Raw genomic sequence first — 18001 nt, 5'->3', positions numbered from 1 at the left:
TCTATGTCGACATACCTGATAGGCGATATCCACGGCTGTTACAACGAGCTGCGCGCGCTGCTGGCGCAGGTGGCGTTTGACCCGGCCCATGACACCCTGTGGCTCACCGGTGACCTGGTCGCCCGTGGCCCCGCGTCGCTGGAGGTGCTGCGTTATGTGCGCTCACTCGGCTCCGCGGTGCGGATGGTGCTGGGCAACCATGACCTGCACCTGCTGGCGGTGTACGCCGGGATCAGCCGTAACAAGCCGAAAGATCGCATCACGCCGCTGCTGGATGCCCCGGACGCGGATGACCTGATCAACTGGCTGCGCCGCCAGCCGGTGCTGCAGGTGGATGAGGAAAAACGCCTGGTGATGGCGCACGCCGGCATCACACCGCAGTGGGATTTAGAGACGGCGAAAATGTGTGCGCGTGAGGTGGAAGCGGTGCTGGGCAGTGACAGCTACCCGCTGTTCCTGGATGCCATGTACGGTGATATGCCGAACAACTGGCTGCCGGAACTCACCGGCCTGGCGCGCCTGCGTTTCGGCACCAACGCGCTGACGCGGATGCGTTACTGCTTCCCGAACGGCCAGCTCGACATGATCTGCAAAGACACGCCGGATCGCGCGCCGCCCCCGCTGAAGCCGTGGTTTGCGCTGCCGAACCAGGTTGCCGAACAAGGTTACGCAATTATCTTTGGTCACTGGGCCTCGCTGGAAGGGCGCGGCACGCCGGAGGGGATCTACGCCCTCGACACCGGCTGCTGCTGGGGCGGTGATTTAACGCTGCTGCGCTGGGAAGATAAAACCTATTTCCACCAGCCCTCGCTGCGCCAGCCGGACCTCGACGACGCCACGCCGAAAGCGTCCTGATTTTCTGCCGGGTGTTCTGAGGCCTGATGAGATGTAAAAAGCCGCCGGGTGAGTGCCCGGCGGCTTTTTTATGCGCGCGGTTCAGGCGTTACGTTACGCGCCGATGATGCCGCCATCCTCACGGGTGATCATCAGTACCGACGAACGCGGGCGCGGGCTGTTATTCGGGAAGTGGGAATCGCCCTCTTCACCGGGGTGCTGGATGTTGACGAACAGCGTGCGGTAGTCCGGGGTGAAGGCCACGCCGGTCAGCTCACAGGATTTTGGCCCCACCAGGAAACGGCGGATCTCACCGCTTTTCGGGTCACCGACCAGCATCTGGTTATTGCCCTGCCCCTGGTAGTCATCCTTATTGGTGTACTTGCCGTCAGTCAGGATCCATAAGCGGCCGTCACGGTCAAAGCCCAGGCCATCCGGGCTGTTGAAGGTGTTTTCCGCCGTGATGTTCGGGGTGCCGCGGTTCACGCCCTGCGGGTGGGCAATCGGGTTGCCGCACAGCGCGTACATGTCCCAGCGGAAGTTTTCTGCGGTGGCGTCGCCGCCCTCATCCCAGCGGATGATCTGGCCGTAGATATTGTCCGGGCGCGGGTTCGCCGCGTTCAGGGGCATTCCCTCGCCGCCACGCTTGCTGTTGTTGGTCAGGGTGCAGTAAGCGCGTCCGTCATGCGGGTTCACCGCGATCCATTCCGGGCGGTCCATGCGGGTCGCGCCCACTTTGGCCGCCGCTTTACGGGCGAAGATCACCACCTGCGCCGCATCCTGGAAGCCGTTCTCCGGCGTCAGGCCGTTCTCACCGAAACGCAATGCCAGCCATTTGCCGGTGCCTTTCAGCGGGGTGCCGTTCTCATCGCCGTTGAACTGTGCGACGTAGAGCGTGCCTTCATCCAGCAGGGTGCGGTTGTTGGCCGGGTTGGCGGTGTCCACTTTGCCGTTGGAGACATATTTGTAGATGAACTCGCCGCGCTCGTCGTCGCCCATATACACCACCACACGCCCATCTTTCGCCACGGTCACGGCGGCATTTTCATGCTTGAAACGGCCGAGGGCCGTGCGTTTGATCGGCGTGGAGGTTGGGTCCATCGGATCGATTTCCACGATCCAACCGAAGCGGTTAAATTCATTCGGGTTTTTCGCCACGTCGAAACGCGGGTCGAAATCGGGCCAGTTGCGCTCCGGCTCATCCGGCTTCAGGGTGTAGCGTTTCTGATCGGCCGTGGTGACAAACCCTGCTTGTTTGGTGCCGAAATAGGTGTCGAAGTTCTCTTCGCAGGTGAGGTAGGTGCCCCACGGGGTTTTGCCGTTGGCGCAGTTGCCGAAGGTGCCGAGCACCTTGGTGCCGCTTGGGTCTGCCTCGGTTTTCAGCAGCGCATTGCCGGCTGCCGGGCCGCTGAAGGTCATCGGCGTGGCGGCGGTGATGCGGCGGTTGTAGCGCGAATCGATCACTTTTTCCCAGCGCGGGGAGTTGGCGATGCGGCGCACTTCCACCACCGAGACGCCATGCGCCGCCTGGGATTTACGCACATCTTCCAGGCTGGTGGCTTTGCTGCCGCCGTGGGCGAACAGGTACTGTTCGTTGACGTATTCGTTGTTGATCGCCATGACGCCGCGGTTTTCATCCAGCGGGAAGAAGCTCATGCCGTCATTGTTGTCGCCGAACTGCTTCTCCTGATCGGCTGCGCTGTTGCCGCCGTTCGGGTCAAAAGCCGGGGCATCCGGGTGCAGCGGGTCACCCCAGGAGATCAGCACATCCGCACGGTAGCCTTCTGCCAGTACCACCTTGTCTTCCGTGGAGGCGGCGATGCCTTTGAAGCCCAGCAGCGGGCTGCCGGTGACACCTGCGGCCGTACCGGCGGCCCAGCTTTTGCCGGGGAACGCGCTGATGCCGCCCAGGAAACCCGCCAGCCCCACCGCCCCGGCGCTGCCGAGCAGCAACTTACGGCGGGTGGGGTTGATCAGGCGATCGTCGTTCAGTTCAATTTTGTCACTCATGCGGAATTCCCTATGCTTTATTTGACGCAGCAAGGCTGCCGGCTGCAATGATGCGGGCCAGTGTAAACAGGGAAAGTGACAGGATTGTTACAAAAAACAAGAATTGTTACAGCGGGAAAACAGGGGAAACAGGCGCGTGAAGCTCACGCGCCGGGGTCAGTCAGGCGTTAACGGCGGTCGAGGATTTCGAAGCAGTAGCTGTGGGAGTTATTGTCATCTGCATCGTGGAACTCGCTGAAGGTGCTCTCCCATTCGTCCGGCTCGTAGTCCGGGAAATGGGTGTCGCCCTCGACTTCCGCATCGATGTGCGTCAGGTAGAGGCGGTCAGCGCGCGGCAGGAACTGGGTGTACACCCGCCCGCCGCCAATCACCATCACTTCAGCGGCCTCACCGGCGGCGCCGATCGCGTCGTCAACCGAGGTCACCCAGGTGACGCCGTCGTGGTCGCCCGGATGGCTGCTGATAACAATATTGTGGCGTCCCGGTAACGGGCGTCCAATAGACTCAAACGTCTTGCGTCCCATAATTACCGGTTTGTTGAGCGTGTTACGTTTAAACCACGCCAAGTCAGCCGGTAAATGCCATGGCATGGCGTTTTCCATACCAATAACGCGATCCACCGCCAGTGCAGCGATCAGGCTGATAATCATTGTTGAACCTTGTGTGTCGGAAAGTGTTGTCGTCGGAAAAAAATGTGTCACCGAAAAGTGCTGCCACTATACGGAAAGGGAGTAAAGCCGTCGATAGCGTTCGCCCCTCCGCAAGAATTTATAAGACAGCTCTTAGCGAAGCCGTCATTTTACCGTTTATTTCGCCACAAATAGTGACTTATTCACGTGTTTCATCGTATCTAAAGGCACACCCGGCAGAATAAGATCGCCCGGACTGCCCAAAAAGGGTCAGACGCCCGGCCGCGTGCGGTAGAGCCACAGCCCCGGCAGCGACAGGCCAACCGACAGCGCGCCGACGATAAACCCGGCCCGCAGGAAATGGGTCACCATGCGTGCCATCAGCACCTCGCTGTAACCCACACGGGCAATCTCCACCACCGCGATCATCGCCGTATAGGCTGAGATGCCGGGGAACATTGGGATCACCGCCGCCACGGTAAACACTTTCGGGTGCGCCAGCAGCCAGCGTGACCAGTTAATGCCGATCACCCCAATCAGCACCGCCGCCAGCAGTGACGCCCACTCAACCGGCAGCCCGGCGTGCATCATCAGCAGCCGGGCGCCATGCCCGGCGGCCCCCAGCGCGGCGCAGTAGGGCAGCGCCCGCTGCGGCACATTAAACACCAGGGCAAACCCCAGCGCCGGAATGGCCGCCAGCGCCATATCTTCCAGCAACAGCAGCAACAGGTTCATGACCACCCCGGCAGATCAAACAGCGCCATCGCCATCACCATGCCGATGCAGGTCGCCAGCGTCAGCAGGCTGGCCATCGCCCAACGCGCCAGCCCGGTATTCACATGCCCTTTGAACATGTCCGCCACCGCGTTAATCAGCGGGAAGCCCGGCACCAGCAGCAGCACGCTGGCGGCCATCGCCACGCCTGACGCCGTATGCAGCACCTCCAGCCGCAACAGCAAACCGGCAATCGCCGTCGCCACAAACGCCGTCAGGCAGAAGTTGATCAGCGGGTTCATCTGCCGCGCGGTCAGCCACTGGCGCACCGCCATCGCGGCACCGCTCGCCACAAAGGTCACCGCCGCCGCGCTCCAGCCGCCGCCGTTCAGCCGGCAGAAACAGGCACAAGAGCAGGCGACCATCAGCACTACCAGCCAGCGCGGGTAACGCAGCGGCCGGATGTTCGCCAGCCGTTTTGCCACGTCGTCACTCTGTAACAGCTTGTGCTCCGCCAGGATCACGCAGTGCTGCACCTCAGTGACCACATGCATATTGATGTCGCGGTCGCTGTTGCGGCGGGTGGTGGTCAGGCAGTGGCCGTTGCTCAGGGTGGTCAGCACCACCGCATTGGCGGAGATGGCGCTCTCGACGGCGTCCATGCCGAGCGCGATGCCGAGCCGCGCGGCGAGCTGCTCCACCAGCATACTTTCCGCGCCGTGCTGGAGCAGCATCAGCGCGCATTGAATGCAGAGCCGGGTAATCTCCCGCTGTTGCGGGTGGGCGGTCGCCGGAGGCGGCGACAAGGAAACTGCCTGCATAACGGCCCCTTTATCCTTACAAAGAAAAGGGAATTGTTAACATAACGGCAGCGGATAACCAATAAGCGTGATGCGAAATTTTGCCGGGGAGGCTATCATTCCCGTTTTCCGCTCCCGGTTTTGTCAATAATGTTAGAAACGTCTCTGTTTGTCGCGACCATCGCCGCCCTGGGTATGCTCTCCCCCGGCCCCGATTTCTTCCTGGTGATTAAAAACGCCGCCCGCTACCCGCGCTCCGCCGCCATGATCACCGCGCTCGGTGTGACCTGCGGTGTCGCCACCCATATGACCTACTGTGTCGCCGGGCTGGCGGTGGTGATCACCACCACGCCGTGGCTGTTCAACGTGCTGAAATATGCCGGTGCCGCGTACCTGATCTGGGTCGGCATCCAGGCGCTGCGTGCCAAAGGCGACAGCAAAATGAACCTCAGCCAGTTCAGCGCCCAATCCGTGAGCCTGAAAACCGCCTTTGTCCAGGGCTACCTCTGTAACCTGCTGAACCCAAAGGCCACGTTGTTCTTCCTGGCGGTGTTTACCCAGGTGTTGCAGGTTAACTCCAGCGTCGGGGAAAAACTCTGGTACGCCGGGATTATCCTCGGCCTCTCCGCCGTCTGGTGGCCGCTGCTGGTGGTGTTGATCCAGAGCGAACCGGTGCGCCGCGGGCTGGCCAAAGCGCAGAAGATTATCGATCGCCTGCTGGGCGGGGTGCTGATCGCGCTCGGCATCAAAGTGGCGCTGAGCTGATCGCCCCTTTGGGGTGACAGGCGGGCTGCGGCCCGCCTTTTTATTGCCCGCCGGTTACATTCTGTTATTCCCACGGAAACCTCTTTCCCCCCGAACCGTCAATACGGCTTAACATTCACCGCCGTAAAAGTTGCCCTCCGCCCCACTTTTCTTTGTCGCCTGCTGAAACGCCGCTTTTGTTGATCTCGCCCGGCCTTTTTCGCCAGTTCGCTGTTTTATGGTGCTTTTCCGGCCATTCTGCCGCATCGCACCATTCACTTCACCGCAATTGAGAGGGATATTCATGGAACCTGAGCAGCGTGACGCACGCCTGGGCTGGGCGGCCTACCCGGCGTTTTTTATTACGATCATTTTCTTTTCCGGCCTGTTTTCCACCAGCACCGGCTGGTGGCGGGTGTTTGATTTCACCGTGCTGAACGGCGCGTTCGGCACCGTGAACGAGGCGGGGCAAACGGCGGTCTCCTTTCGCGGCACCGGCGGCACCGGGGCCAAAGAGGGCTTCCTGTTTGCGCTGGAGCTGGCGCCGTCGGTGATCCTTTCGCTCGGCATCATTGCCGTGACCGAAGGGCTGGGCGGCCTGCGCGCCGCGCAACAGCTGATGACGCCGATCCTGCGCCCACTGCTGGGCGTCCCCGGCATCTGTTCCCTGGCACTGATCGCCAACCTGCAAAACACCGACGCCGCCGCCGGCATGACCAAAGACCTGGCCGAAGCGGGGCTGATTACGCAGGAAGAGAAAGCGGTTTTCGCTGCCTTCCAGACCAGCGGCAGTGCGCTTATCACCAATTACTTCTCCTCCGGCGCGGCGCTGTTCACGGTGATTACCGTGCCGGTGATCACCCCGCTGGCGGTGATCCTGATGTTCAAATTTATCGGCGCCAACCTGCTGCGGGCCTGGATCCACGGCCTGGAGCGCCGTCGGGCGCAGGAGCAATAAGATGACGACGCAGGCACGTAAAAACGTCATGGAGATGTTTATTGACGGCGCACGGCGCGGCTTCACCATCGCCACCACCAACCTGCTGCCGAATGTGGTGATGGCGTTTGTGATCATCCAGGCGCTGAAAGTCACCGGGCTGCTGGAGATGGTCGGCAACCTCTGCCGCCCGGTGATGGCGATCTGGGGCTTGCCGGGGGAAGCGGCGGCCGTGTTGCTGACCTCGCTGATGAGCATGGGCGGCGCGGTCGGCGTCTGTGCCAGCCTGGTGGTGGCCGGGGCGCTGACCGGGCATGATGCCACGGTGCTGCTGCCCGCCATCTACCTGATGGGCAACCCGGTGCAAAACGTCGGGCGTTGCCTCGGCACTGCCGCCGTGGAACCCAGATATTACCCGCACATTATCGCGGTCTGTGTGATTAACGCGCTGCTCTCCCTGTGGGTGATGCAGGCGCTGGTATAGGAGCGACCGATGGATCTTTCTTTGGCAGGTATCACGTTATTACGCGGCGCGGAGGTCTACAGCCCGGACGCGCTGGGGCAACAGGATCTGCTGCTCAGCGGCGGGCAGATTATCGCTGTCGCGCCGCATATCGCAGACGACGCCCTACCCGGTTGTGCGGTGGTGGATCTGCACGGTTACGCCCTCTGCCCCGGCCTGATTGACCAGCATGTGCACCTGATTGGCGGCGGCGGTGAGGCCGGCCCGCACAGCCGCACGCCGGAAATTGCCCTGTCGCGGCTGGTGGAGGCGGGCATCACCACCGTGGTCGGGCTGCTGGGCACGGACGGCATCACCCGCCACCCGGAATCGCTGCTGGCAAAAACCCGCGCACTGGAGCATGAGGGGATCACCGCCTTTATGCTGACCGGTGCCTATGCGCTGCCCTCCCCCACGCTTACCGGCAGCATCGCCCGCGATCTGACGCTGATTGATAAGGTGATTGGGGTGAAATGCGCCATTGCCGATCACCGCTCTTCAGCGCCGTCGGCGGCGTTGCTGGCGGAGATGGCGGCACAGGCGCGGGTCGGTGGCTTGCTCGGCGGCAAGGCGGGCGTCAGCGTATTCCATATGGGCAACAGCCCACGCCTGCTGGCCCCCCTTTATGACATCCTGCGTGACAGCGATGTGCCGATAGGCAAACTGCTGCCGACCCACCTCAACCGCAGCGAGCCGCTGTTTACCGCCGCGCTGGCGTTTGCGCGCGACGGCGGCTTTATCGATTTCACCAGCGGCATTGAGCAGCCGATCGACGCTGCCGCTGCGGTGGCGCGGGCAGTGGCGGCCGCGGTGCCGCTGGCGCAGATCACCGTGAGTTCAGACGGCAACGGCAGCCAGCCGGTGTTTGACGCCCAGGGCAACCTTACCGGCATCGGCGTCGGCGGCGTGGACAGCCTGCCGCGCGCCCTGCGCACGCTGGTGCAGCAACATCAGTTCCCGCTGGCAGAGGCGCTCCGGCCGTTCACCTGCAATGTGGCGGCGTTTCTCGGGCTGTCAGGCAAAGGCGCACTGCGGCCGGGGAGTGATGCAGATTTGCTGGTGCTGACGCCGGAACTCGCGATTCATCAGGTCTGGGCGAAGGGGAAACGGGTGGTGGATCAGGGCAAGGCCACGGTCAGAGGGACGTTTGAATAGCGCGTCGCTGAAAACAGGCAGTAAAAAGGCGGGCATCATGCCCGCCTTTTTTTCGTGCGCCCTTATGCCGGGCGCGGGGTGTCGTCCTCGACCGGGAGCTCCGCGTCTTCCGGGCGGCCCTGCCAGCCGGTGCGCTGCTCCTGCGCCAGACGGGTGTGGTCCATCGCCATCGCGTCCGTCAGCATCGCTTTCGCACGCTGCATACTGGCGATGCGGAACTCGGTGTCCTCGTAGTTCGGCAGCGTCTCTTCCAGCACCTTCAGGTTGTACTCACGGAAGATGTCCGCTTTCTCCCGCGCCTCATACGCGCCGAAGCCAATCGCCTCCAGCGTGTGCCGGGCAGTACGCAACGACCCTTCAAACAGCTCACGCTCCGGGGCCTCCACGCCGCGCAGCCGCAACTGGTAGTAGTGATCGACATCGCGCGCACGGGCGATGATCTTCAGGTGCGGGAAGTGTTCACGCGCCAGATCGGTGAGTTGCAGGTTGGCGTCCACGTCATCAATGGCGTTGATCAGCACTTTCGCCTGCGCCGCCCCGGCGGATTCCAGCAGCTCCACCCGCGTGGCATCGCCGTAGAACACCTTGGTGCCGAACTTGCGCAGCGTCTCGACGTGATCCGGATCGTGATCCAGAACCACCGCGTTAATGCCGTTGGAGAGCAGCATACGGCCGGTGATCTGCCCGAAGCGGCCAAACCCGGCGATGATGACACTCGCATGTTCATCAATGGTGTCGGCCGGGCGGGTGTTCACCGGCGTGCTTTTTTGCAGGCGTTTTGCCAGCACCAGCAGCACCGGCGTCACCGCCATTGAGAGCGCCACTGCCAGCGTCAGCGCTTTTGCCCAGTCTACCGGTAACACCCCGGCGGTCTGGGCGGTGCTGAACACCACGAAGGCGAACTCACTGCCCTGCCCGATCAGGATGGCAAACAGCGCCCGTTGCGCGCGCGGCACATTCAGTACCGGGGCGATAAGCCACAGCAGCGCGCCTTTCAGCAGCATAAAGCCGCCGAGCAGCGTAAGGATCAGCAGCGGATGGTGGATAAGCGTGCCGAAGTCGATCGACATCCCGACGCCGATAAAGAACAGCCCCAGCAGCAGCCCTTTGAACGGCTGGATATCGCTCTCCAGCGCATGACGGTATTCCGAACTGGCCAGCAGCACCCCGGCGAGGAATGCGCCCATCGCCATCGACAGCCCGGCCATCTCCAGCAGCACGCCAAAGCCGAATACCAGGAACAGTGCCACGGCGCTGAAGACTTCACGCATCCCTGATTTCGCCACAAAGTGCAGCAGCGGGCGGGTCACGTAACGCCCCAGCAGCACCACCAGCGTCAGCGCCATCACCACTTTCCCGGCGGAAAGCGCAAACGCGGCAAGCGTGGTGCTGCCGCCGCTGGTCGCCAGCAAGGGGATCATCGCCACCAGCGGGATGGCGGCAATATCCTGGAACAGCAGCACCGCAAAGGCGCTGTTGCCGATCGGGGTGCCGGTCAGGTTGCGTTCGCTCATCGCCTGCATGGCGATCGCCGTGGAGGAGAGCGCCAGCGTCAGGCCAATCAGCGCCGCCACCTGCCAGGTCAGCCCCAGGAAGTAGCAGAACGCGCTGAGCAGCAGGCCGCAACCGACCATCTGTAGCCCGCCGCCGCCAAACACCGCGACCCGCAGGTTCCACAGCCGTTTCGGGTCCAGCTCCAGGCCGATGATAAACAGCATCAGCACTACGCCTATTTCCGCAAAGGTCAGGATCGATTCGGCATCCGACACCAGGCGCAGCCCCCACGGGCCGATCAGGCAGCCGGCGATCAGGTAACCCAACACCGAGCCGAGGCCGAAACGCACCGCCACCGGTACAATCAGTGTGGCGGAGCCGAGGTAAATCAGCCCCTCCAGCATCATTTCATGGTTATCCATGCGCACCTCCGGTCAGCACATCGGCCGATTCATTGGCTGCCTGCGGCAGCAGATAGGTGGAAAGCTGCTGGTGGTAGCGGATGGCGGCCGCCTCCAGCGTCGCCGGATCACAGTTAAAGGTGCCGTGCAGCACAAACGGCGGCTGCCACTGCATCCCGCAATAGAGCGCGGTGGCTTCCAGCGGCTGCGCCAGCGCGGCGAAGTCCGGGAAACTGCCGAGTTCAAAGTGGTGGTTGTCACCGCCGGTAGTCACTGCCCAGAGCGCTTTTTTGCCGCGCAGCGCATTGCCGCCGTGGCCATAGGCCCAGCCGTGGGTCAGCACTTTGTCAAACCAGAGCTTCAGTAACGGCGGCACGCTGTACCACTGCATCGGATGTTGCCAGACCACCAGCGAGGCGCGGCTCAGCGCCTGCTGTTCAGCCTCAACATTCAGCGTGAAATCGGGGTAGAGATCGTAAAGCGATCGCACTTCAACCTGATCCAGCTCACCGGCCGCCTGGATCAGGCGTTTGTTGGCGTGTGAGTGTTGTGGATAGGGATGGGCATAAATAATCAGGATCATAGGGATCTCACTGCAAAGCGTGTGCTTCAGGTCGTGGTCACGGGAACAGGCCCCGTTACCGCCGCCTTTCGGAAACAGGCATTCTACGGGGTTAACCCGGTGTGAGAAATGGGAAAAAAGAGAAACACGGGCACCAGGCGGCGTGCGCCACCGCCTGGTGCGGTGGGTTCATAAAGAAACACCACGCTGGGCGCTTAACGGACGTCAGGCTACCCGGCGCGCGATGCTGCCAAAAAACGCGTCAGCCGCTGACCATACAACCCGACAACCAGCCCCGAAATAATCAGCAGCAGGGCGAGGATTTTCACCGGTGTGATAGTTTCCCCAAATATCGCCATTGAACCCAGCATCCCAAACACCGGCACCAGCAACGACAGGGGGGCCACGGTAGACACCGGGTATTGCTTCAGCAGGGAATTCCATACCCAGTAGCCAAACAGGGTATTGGGATAGACCTGAAACAGCACTGACAACATGGCGCGCGCGTCCATGTGGCTGACCAGCGATAGATAGCCGCGGGTGCCGTTAACCAGCCAGCCCAGCAGAAAAAGGGGCACCGGCGCAAAGGCGCTCGACCAGACCAGAAAGGCGAATACCTGCTTTGTGCCCATCTTCTTGTTGATGATGTTGGCGATACTCCAGGCGATGGCGCCCGCCAGCACCAACAGCATCCCGGAGAACGTCACGGAACCATCAGTGATGAAAACAATGCTCAGTAATCCCCCGCAGGCCATGATGAACCCGGCGAGTTGATAACGGCTGAGGCTCTCTTTAAACACCAGACACCCCAGCAAAAGGGTAAAAAAGGCGCTGAATTGCAGCAAAAGTGACGCAATGCCGGCTGAAAGCCCGGTTCTGATCCCCAGATTGACCAGCCCCCACAGGCCAATGCCAAACACCAGACCATAGCTGATGAGGTAACGCCACGGGACATCTGGTTTTTTAATAAAAAACAGGGCCGGTAACGCGCATAGCATGAAGCGTATGCCTGCCAGCGTGAAGGGCTCCACCGAACTCAGCCCCAGCTTAATCACGGAAAAGTTAATGCCCCAGATGGCCGTGATCAGCATGGCGAGCAGCAAATGATATAATTTCATGATTGACGTGATCCTGCCCAGAAGAGCAAAGCACAGGCACTCACAGAGGCACCCGCGAAGCAGACGGGCTGCCACCCCCAGCGCGCATAAAGCGCTGTGGCGGCAATGGCACCCAGTGCGCTGCCCACGGAGTAAAAGCACATGTAGGCACCGACCAGACGGCTTGCCGCGTCCGGCCTGGCAGCCAGAAGGATGCTCTGGTTAGTCACATGGATGGTCTGCACCGCGAAGTCCAGCGTGATAACGCCGATGACGAGCCACAGCAAAGACGTTTCAGCATAGGCGATGGGCAGCCATGAGAGAGTCAGCACAACCAGTGCTGTGCCGGTAGCCCGCTGCCCCCTGCCCCCATCTGCCCATGCCCCCGCTTTTGACGCCGCCAGCGCACCGGCCATGCCCGCCAGGCCAAACAGGCCTATCTGCGTATGTGACAATGACATGGCGGTGAGCGGCATGACCATTGACGTCCACAGCATGCTGAAAGCCGCAAAGATAAGCAGTGCCAAAAGCCCCCGCTTCCTCAACTGCGGCTCCGTGAAAAACAGCCGGAAAACCGACAGCAGCAGGGAAATATAACCGGGCACTGGCCTCCGGGGCGGGGTGGACGGCATTGCTTTGCCCAGTAAACAGGCGACGAGCAACATCAGGCCGGCTGCCGTCAGGTAAACAGCCCGCCAGCCGGCGAGATCGGCAATCGTTCCGGAGATAACGCGTGCCAGCAGAATGCCCAGCACAATGCCGCTGGTCACCGTGCCGACAACCTGCCCGCGCCTCCTGGGAGCCGCCAGTACCGCCGCCCAGGCCACCATGAGTTGCACCACCACCGCCATCAGGCCGGTAAACAACATCGCACATAACAGGGTTGCCAGATTTTGTGATAACCCCGCCGCTGCCAGCGCCAGCACGGAAAGTAACAGATGCGTGATAACCAGGGCTTTTCGGTTTACCCGATCGCCAAGCGGCACCAGAAAGAGCAACCCGGCGGCATACCCCGCCTGGGTGGCAGTGATGACGCTGCCTATCGTGCCGGGCACCACCTTCAGGCTGGCTGACATTGATTCCAGTAAAGGCTGAGCCGAATAGACATTGGCCACCGCCAGGGCACTGGTGAGTGAGAACAAAAAGGTTATCTGCGGGGTCAGCACCGGGGCCTCTGCCGACGCCATCTGTTCCACAACCTCCGCGTTCGTACCTGTTTTCCCGTCCATCATCACGCCCTTATCTGGTTTTTTTTTGAAACTACATATCCCATAGAATTACCCGTAGTGGTTTTTTTTTGCAACTTCTTTTGCTGAGGATTATGCTGGCGTCAATAAGCAGGCAAACGGAGAGAAAACCCAGATGGCAAAACAGGAATCGCTCAGAACCAGCGAGTGTCCCGTCGCCAGGACGTTGGAATCTATTGGTGAACGCTGGTGCCTGATGATCATCCGTGAGGCGTTTGACGATGTGCGCAGATTCAGTGAGTTTCAAAAGAATCTGGGCCTGGCGAGAAATATTCTGGCTTCCCGCCTGAAACTCTTGGTGGATATCGGCGTATTTGAGATCTGCCCCGCGTCAGATGGCAGCGCGTACAGCGAATATGTCCTGACCGAGAAGGGCCGTTCCGTCTTCCCGATTGTGGTGGCCATACGGCAATGGGGGGAGCGCTATCTGTTTGACCAGGGCGAGACACACTCAGTGCTGCTGGATAACGCCTACGGGCAGCCCGTCCAGCCGCTGGAAGTGCGTTCACTCCACGGGCATAAACTGGAGCCGGGTGACTGCCACCGCCGGCGGGTGATATCAAAACCTTACCCGGATAAATAAAGGCCGATGCGCCCACAGCATATAAACACATAGCGGAAAAACCGGCGTATTAAAAAACGCAGGCGCGTTAAAAGCCGTTCATATCCGCTGAAAGAGGGAATAACCAGGCGGGTACAGCAGGATAAAAAAACCCCGGCGATTGCCAGGGTTAATGATAAACGCCTGTTAAACCCAACGTTACTTCCGCAGGCCACCCTGGTAAGGCGGTTTTACCGGCTTCGGACCGCAGTAAGAAGACGGGAACGTCCCCGGCAGATATTCCACCTCGGAAAGTTTACCGTGTTTATTTCTGCAGTATTTATAACCTTCGCAATACCAGGTATTCCCTGAGTTACTCCAGTCATAATTGACGCCGCAATCTTTGCCGCCGACGATAACGTCAACATTATCCAACGCTAATTTTTCCATGAAAAAAGTCCTTTTGTTAAAAATAGTCTTTATGCCAAAACATTATTCAGCAGAGTGCTGAGTTAAATTATCGGCCGGAAGCGTAGCATTGAGAAAAGTGCACTGTAAATTCAAACGAATTAAATCATTATTTCACCCTGAATAAATTAAAGGTTTTTAACGTTAGTGCGGTTAATGTGAAGTGAGTTATTGATAAAAGCGTTTAATAAGCAAAAAAAATAGGAGGGAACATGACAACTCAGTGTTCATCAATAAAAACCCCGGCTTGTATACCGGGGTGGGGGGAGCAATACCGGCCAGGTTTTTGACGGCCCGCCCGGTAGCGTAATCAGCCACGCCTTGTAATGTTAATTAACTACCCGCGTGGCTTAACGCACTCATTGATAAGGGGGTTTTACCGGCTTAGGCCCGCAGTAGTTAGAGGGATACGTGCCGTTGTGATATTTTACATCTTTCCGGTTGCCGTGCTTATCGGTGCAGTAGTTATAGCCCAGGCACGTCCAGGTACCGTTGGATGAATTCAGGCTCCAGGTATAGTCTGTGCTGCAGTTTTTGCCGCCGGTTACCGCAGCAACATTATTTACTGATAACTTTTCCATAAAAACTCCTTTTAATTAACATCTGTTTTTACTGCCCGGCAACGTGTCCCTCACGTCGCCGAAATAATAGTGCGACCGGCAGGGTAACACCCAAAAAATAGCGCTGTAAATTCAAACAGATTAAATGATTACTTTATTATTTATTAAATCTTTTTCACGTAAGTGTGATAAATCGATAACCGCCTATCCGGCTTTGGTTGTTTATCAGGTGCAGGGAGAAACAGGGAGGACGATCGCTATAACGGCACTGCGGCCGTTATAGTCATACGCGAAAATTACAGGTTCCCCAGCAGGCGGCAGAGTTGCCGGCAGGTCTGCGCGATGGCCTGGCTGTTACGCGGGGCGACCCACACCATGCTGCTGCCGGCCACCACACCGAGTACCTCAGGTAAGGCACAATGATCAATCACCCTGCCTACCGCCCGGCCATACCCGGCCACCGTCTGCACCAGAATGAATTCGTGGTTGGCCTCAATGCTCAGCACCATCTCCGCCAGGCGGCAGGCAGCGTGCGGCAGCGCCTGGGGTTTTGGGGTCAGGATATAGATTTTATGCCCCCTGGCGTTGCGGGTTTTGATCACCCCTAACAGGCTGAGCAACCGCGACACCGTAGACTGGCTGACCTGCCGGTAGCCGTGCCGCTTCAGGTCACGGCGCAGCGCTTCCTGCGAGCGGTAGGCGTGGCCGGCGATAAGCGTCCGGCAGAGCGCCAGTTGTTTCTGTTCCTTGTCGAGCGTGGTTTGTGACTTATTCACCATGATAGTTGTCCATCCGGAAAAAGAAGGCACCTTGTTACCTGTTTTTGCACATCAGAACAGTGCCCCGAGGCTGAGGATCAGGGTAAGCATCACAAACAGTATGCCCAGCAGCGGTGCGACCCACTTCAGCCAGCGCGCATAGGGCACCCTGGCGATCGCCAGCCCGCCCATCACTACCGCCGAGGTGGGGGTGATCAGGTTAACCAGACCGGATGCCGACTGGTACGCGGTGACCACCAGATCACGCGGCACCTGGGCGAAATCCGCCAGCGGCGCCATAATCGGCATCGTCAGCACGGCCAGCCCAGAGGAAGACGGCACCAGAAACGACAGCACCGCCTCCAGCCAGAAAGTCACGTTGATAAACACCGCCGTGGAGAGGCCACTGACCAGCCCTTCGGCATAATTCAGGATGGTGTGGGTGATCATGCCGTTATCCATCACCACCACAATGCCGCGTGCGATGCCGATGATCAGCGCCACGCCCAGCAGGTCACGCGCGCCGTTGACGAAGGTACTGGTCAGCACCTCTTCCCCCATGCGCGCCACCAGCCCGGTAAGGATCGCCGCCGCCAGAAACAGCGCTGAGATCTCCGCCATCCACCAGCCGCGCACCGCCACCCCGTAGATCATTACCGCGAAAGCGAGCGCGAAAATCACCAGCACGATTTTCCGCACCGGAGTAAATGCCAGCGCCTCTTCGCGCCGCTGGCCGAGAAAATGGGCACGGTTCTCCTCCCATTTGTCCGCCAGCAGCGAACAGGCAGGATCGCGCCGCACCCGGCAGGCGTAACGCATCACATACGCCACACACACCAGCCAGCCCGCCACCAGCACCAGCAGGCGTAAGCCGATGCCGGTGGTGAAGGGCACACCCGCCGCGTTGGCGGCGATCACAGTGGCAAAGGGGTTGATGGTCGATCCCAGCGTGCCGATCCCGGCACCGATCAGCACGGTTGCGGCGGCCACCACCGGATCAAAGCGGGCGGCCACCATCACCGGCACCAGCAGGGTGTAGAACGGCAGCGACTCCTCGGCCATGCCGTAAATGGTGCCGCCGGCGGCGAACAGCGCCATCAGGATCGGGATCATCCAGACTTCTTTGCCGCTAAGCCGCACCATCACGCGCTCAATACCGGCATCTATCGCGCCGGTTTTACCCACCACGCCAAGAAAGCCACCGATGATCAACACGAACAGCGAGACATCAATCGCCCCGGCTTCATTGGTTTTGTGGTTGTAGAGGCCGTCGATTGGCGCCAGCAGCACATCAACTGCCCCTTGCGGCTGCGGCGCGGCGGGCTGGTAGGTGCCGGCGACCGGCACCTCTTTGCCCAGATCGGCATTCATCACCATGTTGTAGTGGCCCGCCGGGATGACCCAGGTCATCACGGCGATAAGCGCAATCAGGAAAAACAGAATGGTGTAGGCAGAAGGAAAGGTGAATTTTTTCATAGGTTTTCTGCTCGTATCGGGTACAGCGCACCGGCGCACCGGCGCGCTGAGAGGTTGCTCAGTCCGCCAGCGTGGCGACCATAACGGCTTTGATGGTGTGCATCCGGTTTTCCGCCTCATCAAACACAATGGACTGCGCGGACTCGAACACCTCTTCCGTGACTTCCAGCCCCTGTAGCCCGTAGGCTTGCTCAATCTCCCGCCCGACGTGGGTGTCCGCATTGTGGAAAGCGGGCAGGCAGTGCATGAATTTCACTGCCGGGTTGCCGGTGGCCGCCAGCACCGCCCGGTTCACCTGGTAGGGCCGCATTACGCTGACCCGGTCTGCCCAGGCGGATTGCGGTTCGCCCATCGACACCCAGACATCGGTATAGAGGAAATCGACCCCGGCCACCCCCGCCGCCACGTCGTCGGTGAGGGTGATGCGTGCGCCGGTGGCGGCAGCGATGTCACGGCACCGGGCCACCAGCGCGGCCTCCGGCCAGAACGCTTGAGGTGCCACCAGCCGGATATCCATGCCCATTTTGGCCGCGCCCACCATCAGCGAGTTGCCCATGTTGTTACGCGCATCGCCGAGGTAAGCGAACGCCATCTGGTTGAGGGTTTTATGCGGGCAGTGCTCCTGCATGGTCATCAGGTCAGCGAGGATCTGCGTCGGGTGGAAGTCGTCCGTCAGCCCGTTCCAGACCGGCACCCCGGCGAACGCGGCCAGCTCCTCGACCGTCGCCTGGGCAAACCCCCGGTATTCGATGCCGTGATACAGCCGCCCCAGCACGCGGGCGGTATCTTTCATCGACTCTTTATGGCCGATCTGCGAGCCGCCGGGGCCGAGGTAGGTGACCTGCGCACCCTGGTCAAAGGCTGCCACCTCAAACGCACAGCGGGTGCGGGTTGAGGTTTTCTCAAAGATCAGGGCAATATTTTTCCCCTTCAGTTTCGGCTGTTCAGTGCGCTGTTGCTTGTCATGTTTGAGCTGCACCGCCAGCGCCAGCAGGTAGGCGATCTCCTCCGGGGTGAAATCCAGTAACGTCAGAAAATGGCGTTGTTGAAACGAAGTTTTCATCATCTCTCC

19 protein-coding genes are annotated in these 18001 nt (G+C 60.3%); 6 read left to right on the top strand and 13 right to left on the bottom strand.

The annotated features are described in order from the left end of the window. Positions 1–3 precede the first annotated feature (3 nt). Positions 4–855, top strand: coding sequence for a bis(5'-nucleosyl)-tetraphosphatase (symmetrical) ApaH (gene apaH, locus JK232_RS08070; protein ID WP_072928768.1), 852 nt, complete (start codon positions 4–6; stop codon positions 853–855). Between the two features lie 93 nt (positions 856–948). Here the strand turns inward: apaH and JK232_RS08065 are convergent, their stop codons facing one another. The 4 genes from JK232_RS08065 to JK232_RS08050 form a co-directional block, all read right to left on the bottom strand. Continuing rightward, on the bottom strand, positions 949–2844 hold the full coding sequence (locus JK232_RS08065; protein WP_101833927.1) for a PhoX family protein: 1896 nt from the start codon (positions 2842–2844) through the stop codon (positions 949–951). Positions 2845–3011: 167 nt separating this feature from the next. Then, positions 3012–3494 (bottom strand): type 3 dihydrofolate reductase, encoded by a 483-nt coding sequence (gene folA / locus JK232_RS08060; RefSeq protein ID WP_101827987.1) that lies wholly within the window; start codon positions 3492–3494, stop codon positions 3012–3014. A gap of 249 nt (positions 3495–3743) precedes the next feature. Then, positions 3744–4208, bottom strand: a complete 465-nt coding sequence (locus JK232_RS08055) for a threonine/serine exporter (protein WP_165698432.1) — start codon at positions 4206–4208, stop codon at positions 3744–3746. Beyond that, on the bottom strand, positions 4205–5008 hold the full coding sequence (locus JK232_RS08050; RefSeq protein WP_212589044.1) for a threonine/serine exporter family protein: 804 nt from the start codon (positions 5006–5008) through the stop codon (positions 4205–4207). The genes JK232_RS08055 and JK232_RS08050 overlap by 4 nt, the downstream gene beginning before the upstream one ends. 129 nt (positions 5009–5137) lie before the next feature. On the opposite strand from JK232_RS08050, the gene JK232_RS08045 reads away from it, so the two are divergent. From JK232_RS08045 to iadA, 4 genes are all read left to right on the top strand, one after another. Next, positions 5138–5752: a LysE family translocator gene (locus tag JK232_RS08045; protein ID WP_072928757.1), complete on the top strand. Its 615-nt coding sequence runs from the start codon at positions 5138–5140 to the stop codon at positions 5750–5752. Between the two features lie 283 nt (positions 5753–6035). Further along, positions 6036–6689, top strand: a complete 654-nt coding sequence (locus JK232_RS08040) for a nucleoside recognition domain-containing protein (RefSeq protein ID WP_212589043.1) — start codon at positions 6036–6038, stop codon at positions 6687–6689. Position 6690: 1 nt separating this feature from the next. Further along, positions 6691–7152, top strand: coding sequence for a YjiG family protein (locus JK232_RS08035; RefSeq protein WP_212589042.1), 462 nt, complete (start codon positions 6691–6693; stop codon positions 7150–7152). 9 nt (positions 7153–7161) lie between these two features. After that, positions 7162–8325, top strand: coding sequence for a beta-aspartyl-peptidase (iadA, locus tag JK232_RS08030; protein WP_212589041.1), 1164 nt, complete (start codon positions 7162–7164; stop codon positions 8323–8325). 62 nt (positions 8326–8387) lie between these two features. Here iadA and kefC read toward each other — a convergent pair whose 3' ends face one another. The 4 genes from kefC to JK232_RS08010 form a co-directional block, all read right to left on the bottom strand. Then, positions 8388–10241, bottom strand: a complete 1854-nt coding sequence (gene kefC / locus JK232_RS08025; RefSeq protein ID WP_212589040.1) for a glutathione-regulated potassium-efflux system protein KefC — start codon at positions 10239–10241, stop codon at positions 8388–8390. Next, positions 10234–10803: a glutathione-regulated potassium-efflux system oxidoreductase KefF gene (gene kefF, locus JK232_RS08020; protein WP_072928745.1), complete on the bottom strand. Its 570-nt coding sequence runs from the start codon at positions 10801–10803 to the stop codon at positions 10234–10236. Before kefF ends, kefC begins: the two co-directional genes overlap by 8 nt. Positions 10804–11012: 209 nt before the next feature. Next, positions 11013–11900, bottom strand: coding sequence for an EamA family transporter (locus tag JK232_RS08015; protein ID WP_072928743.1), 888 nt, complete (start codon positions 11898–11900; stop codon positions 11013–11015). Continuing rightward, positions 11897–13066 carry an MFS transporter gene (locus JK232_RS08010; RefSeq protein WP_246538423.1) on the bottom strand — a complete coding sequence of 390 codons (1170 nt, stop codon included), beginning with the start codon at positions 13064–13066 and terminating at the stop codon, positions 11897–11899. Before JK232_RS08010 ends, JK232_RS08015 begins: the two co-directional genes overlap by 4 nt. Positions 13067–13241: 175 nt before the next feature. Between JK232_RS08010 and JK232_RS08005 the strand changes: the two genes are divergently transcribed. Continuing rightward, entirely contained in the window at positions 13242–13709 is a 468-nt protein-coding gene (locus tag JK232_RS08005) for a winged helix-turn-helix transcriptional regulator (protein ID WP_072928741.1), read from the top strand. A 177-nt stretch (positions 13710–13886) separates the two neighbouring features. On the opposite strand, the gene JK232_RS08000 is transcribed toward JK232_RS08005, so the two are convergent. From JK232_RS08000 to argF, 5 genes are all read right to left on the bottom strand, one after another. After that, positions 13887–14117 (bottom strand): hypothetical protein, encoded by a 231-nt coding sequence (locus tag JK232_RS08000; protein ID WP_072928739.1) that lies wholly within the window; start codon positions 14115–14117, stop codon positions 13887–13889. Positions 14118–14494: 377 nt separating this feature from the next. Continuing rightward, positions 14495–14716 (bottom strand): hypothetical protein, encoded by a 222-nt coding sequence (locus JK232_RS07995; RefSeq protein ID WP_072928737.1) that lies wholly within the window; start codon positions 14714–14716, stop codon positions 14495–14497. A gap of 275 nt (positions 14717–14991) precedes the next feature. Further along, positions 14992–15474, bottom strand: a complete 483-nt coding sequence (locus tag JK232_RS07990; RefSeq protein ID WP_072928735.1) for an arginine repressor — start codon at positions 15472–15474, stop codon at positions 14992–14994. Positions 15475–15525: 51 nt separating this feature from the next. Further along, entirely contained in the window at positions 15526–16929 is a 1404-nt protein-coding gene (locus tag JK232_RS07985) for a YfcC family protein (protein WP_212589038.1), read from the bottom strand. A 58-nt stretch (positions 16930–16987) separates the two neighbouring features. After that, a complete protein-coding gene (argF, locus tag JK232_RS07980) occupies positions 16988–17992 on the bottom strand; it encodes an ornithine carbamoyltransferase (protein WP_072928731.1) in 1005 nt (334 codons plus the stop codon). Positions 17993–18001: the final 9 nt, after the last annotated feature.

The organism is Nissabacter archeti, from assembly GCF_018257325.1.
GTDB lineage: Bacteria > Pseudomonadota > Gammaproteobacteria > Enterobacterales > Enterobacteriaceae > Chimaeribacter > Chimaeribacter arupi.
The sequence above is the reverse complement of the archived record's forward strand: the minus strand, read 5'-3'. Positions and strand labels throughout refer to the sequence as shown.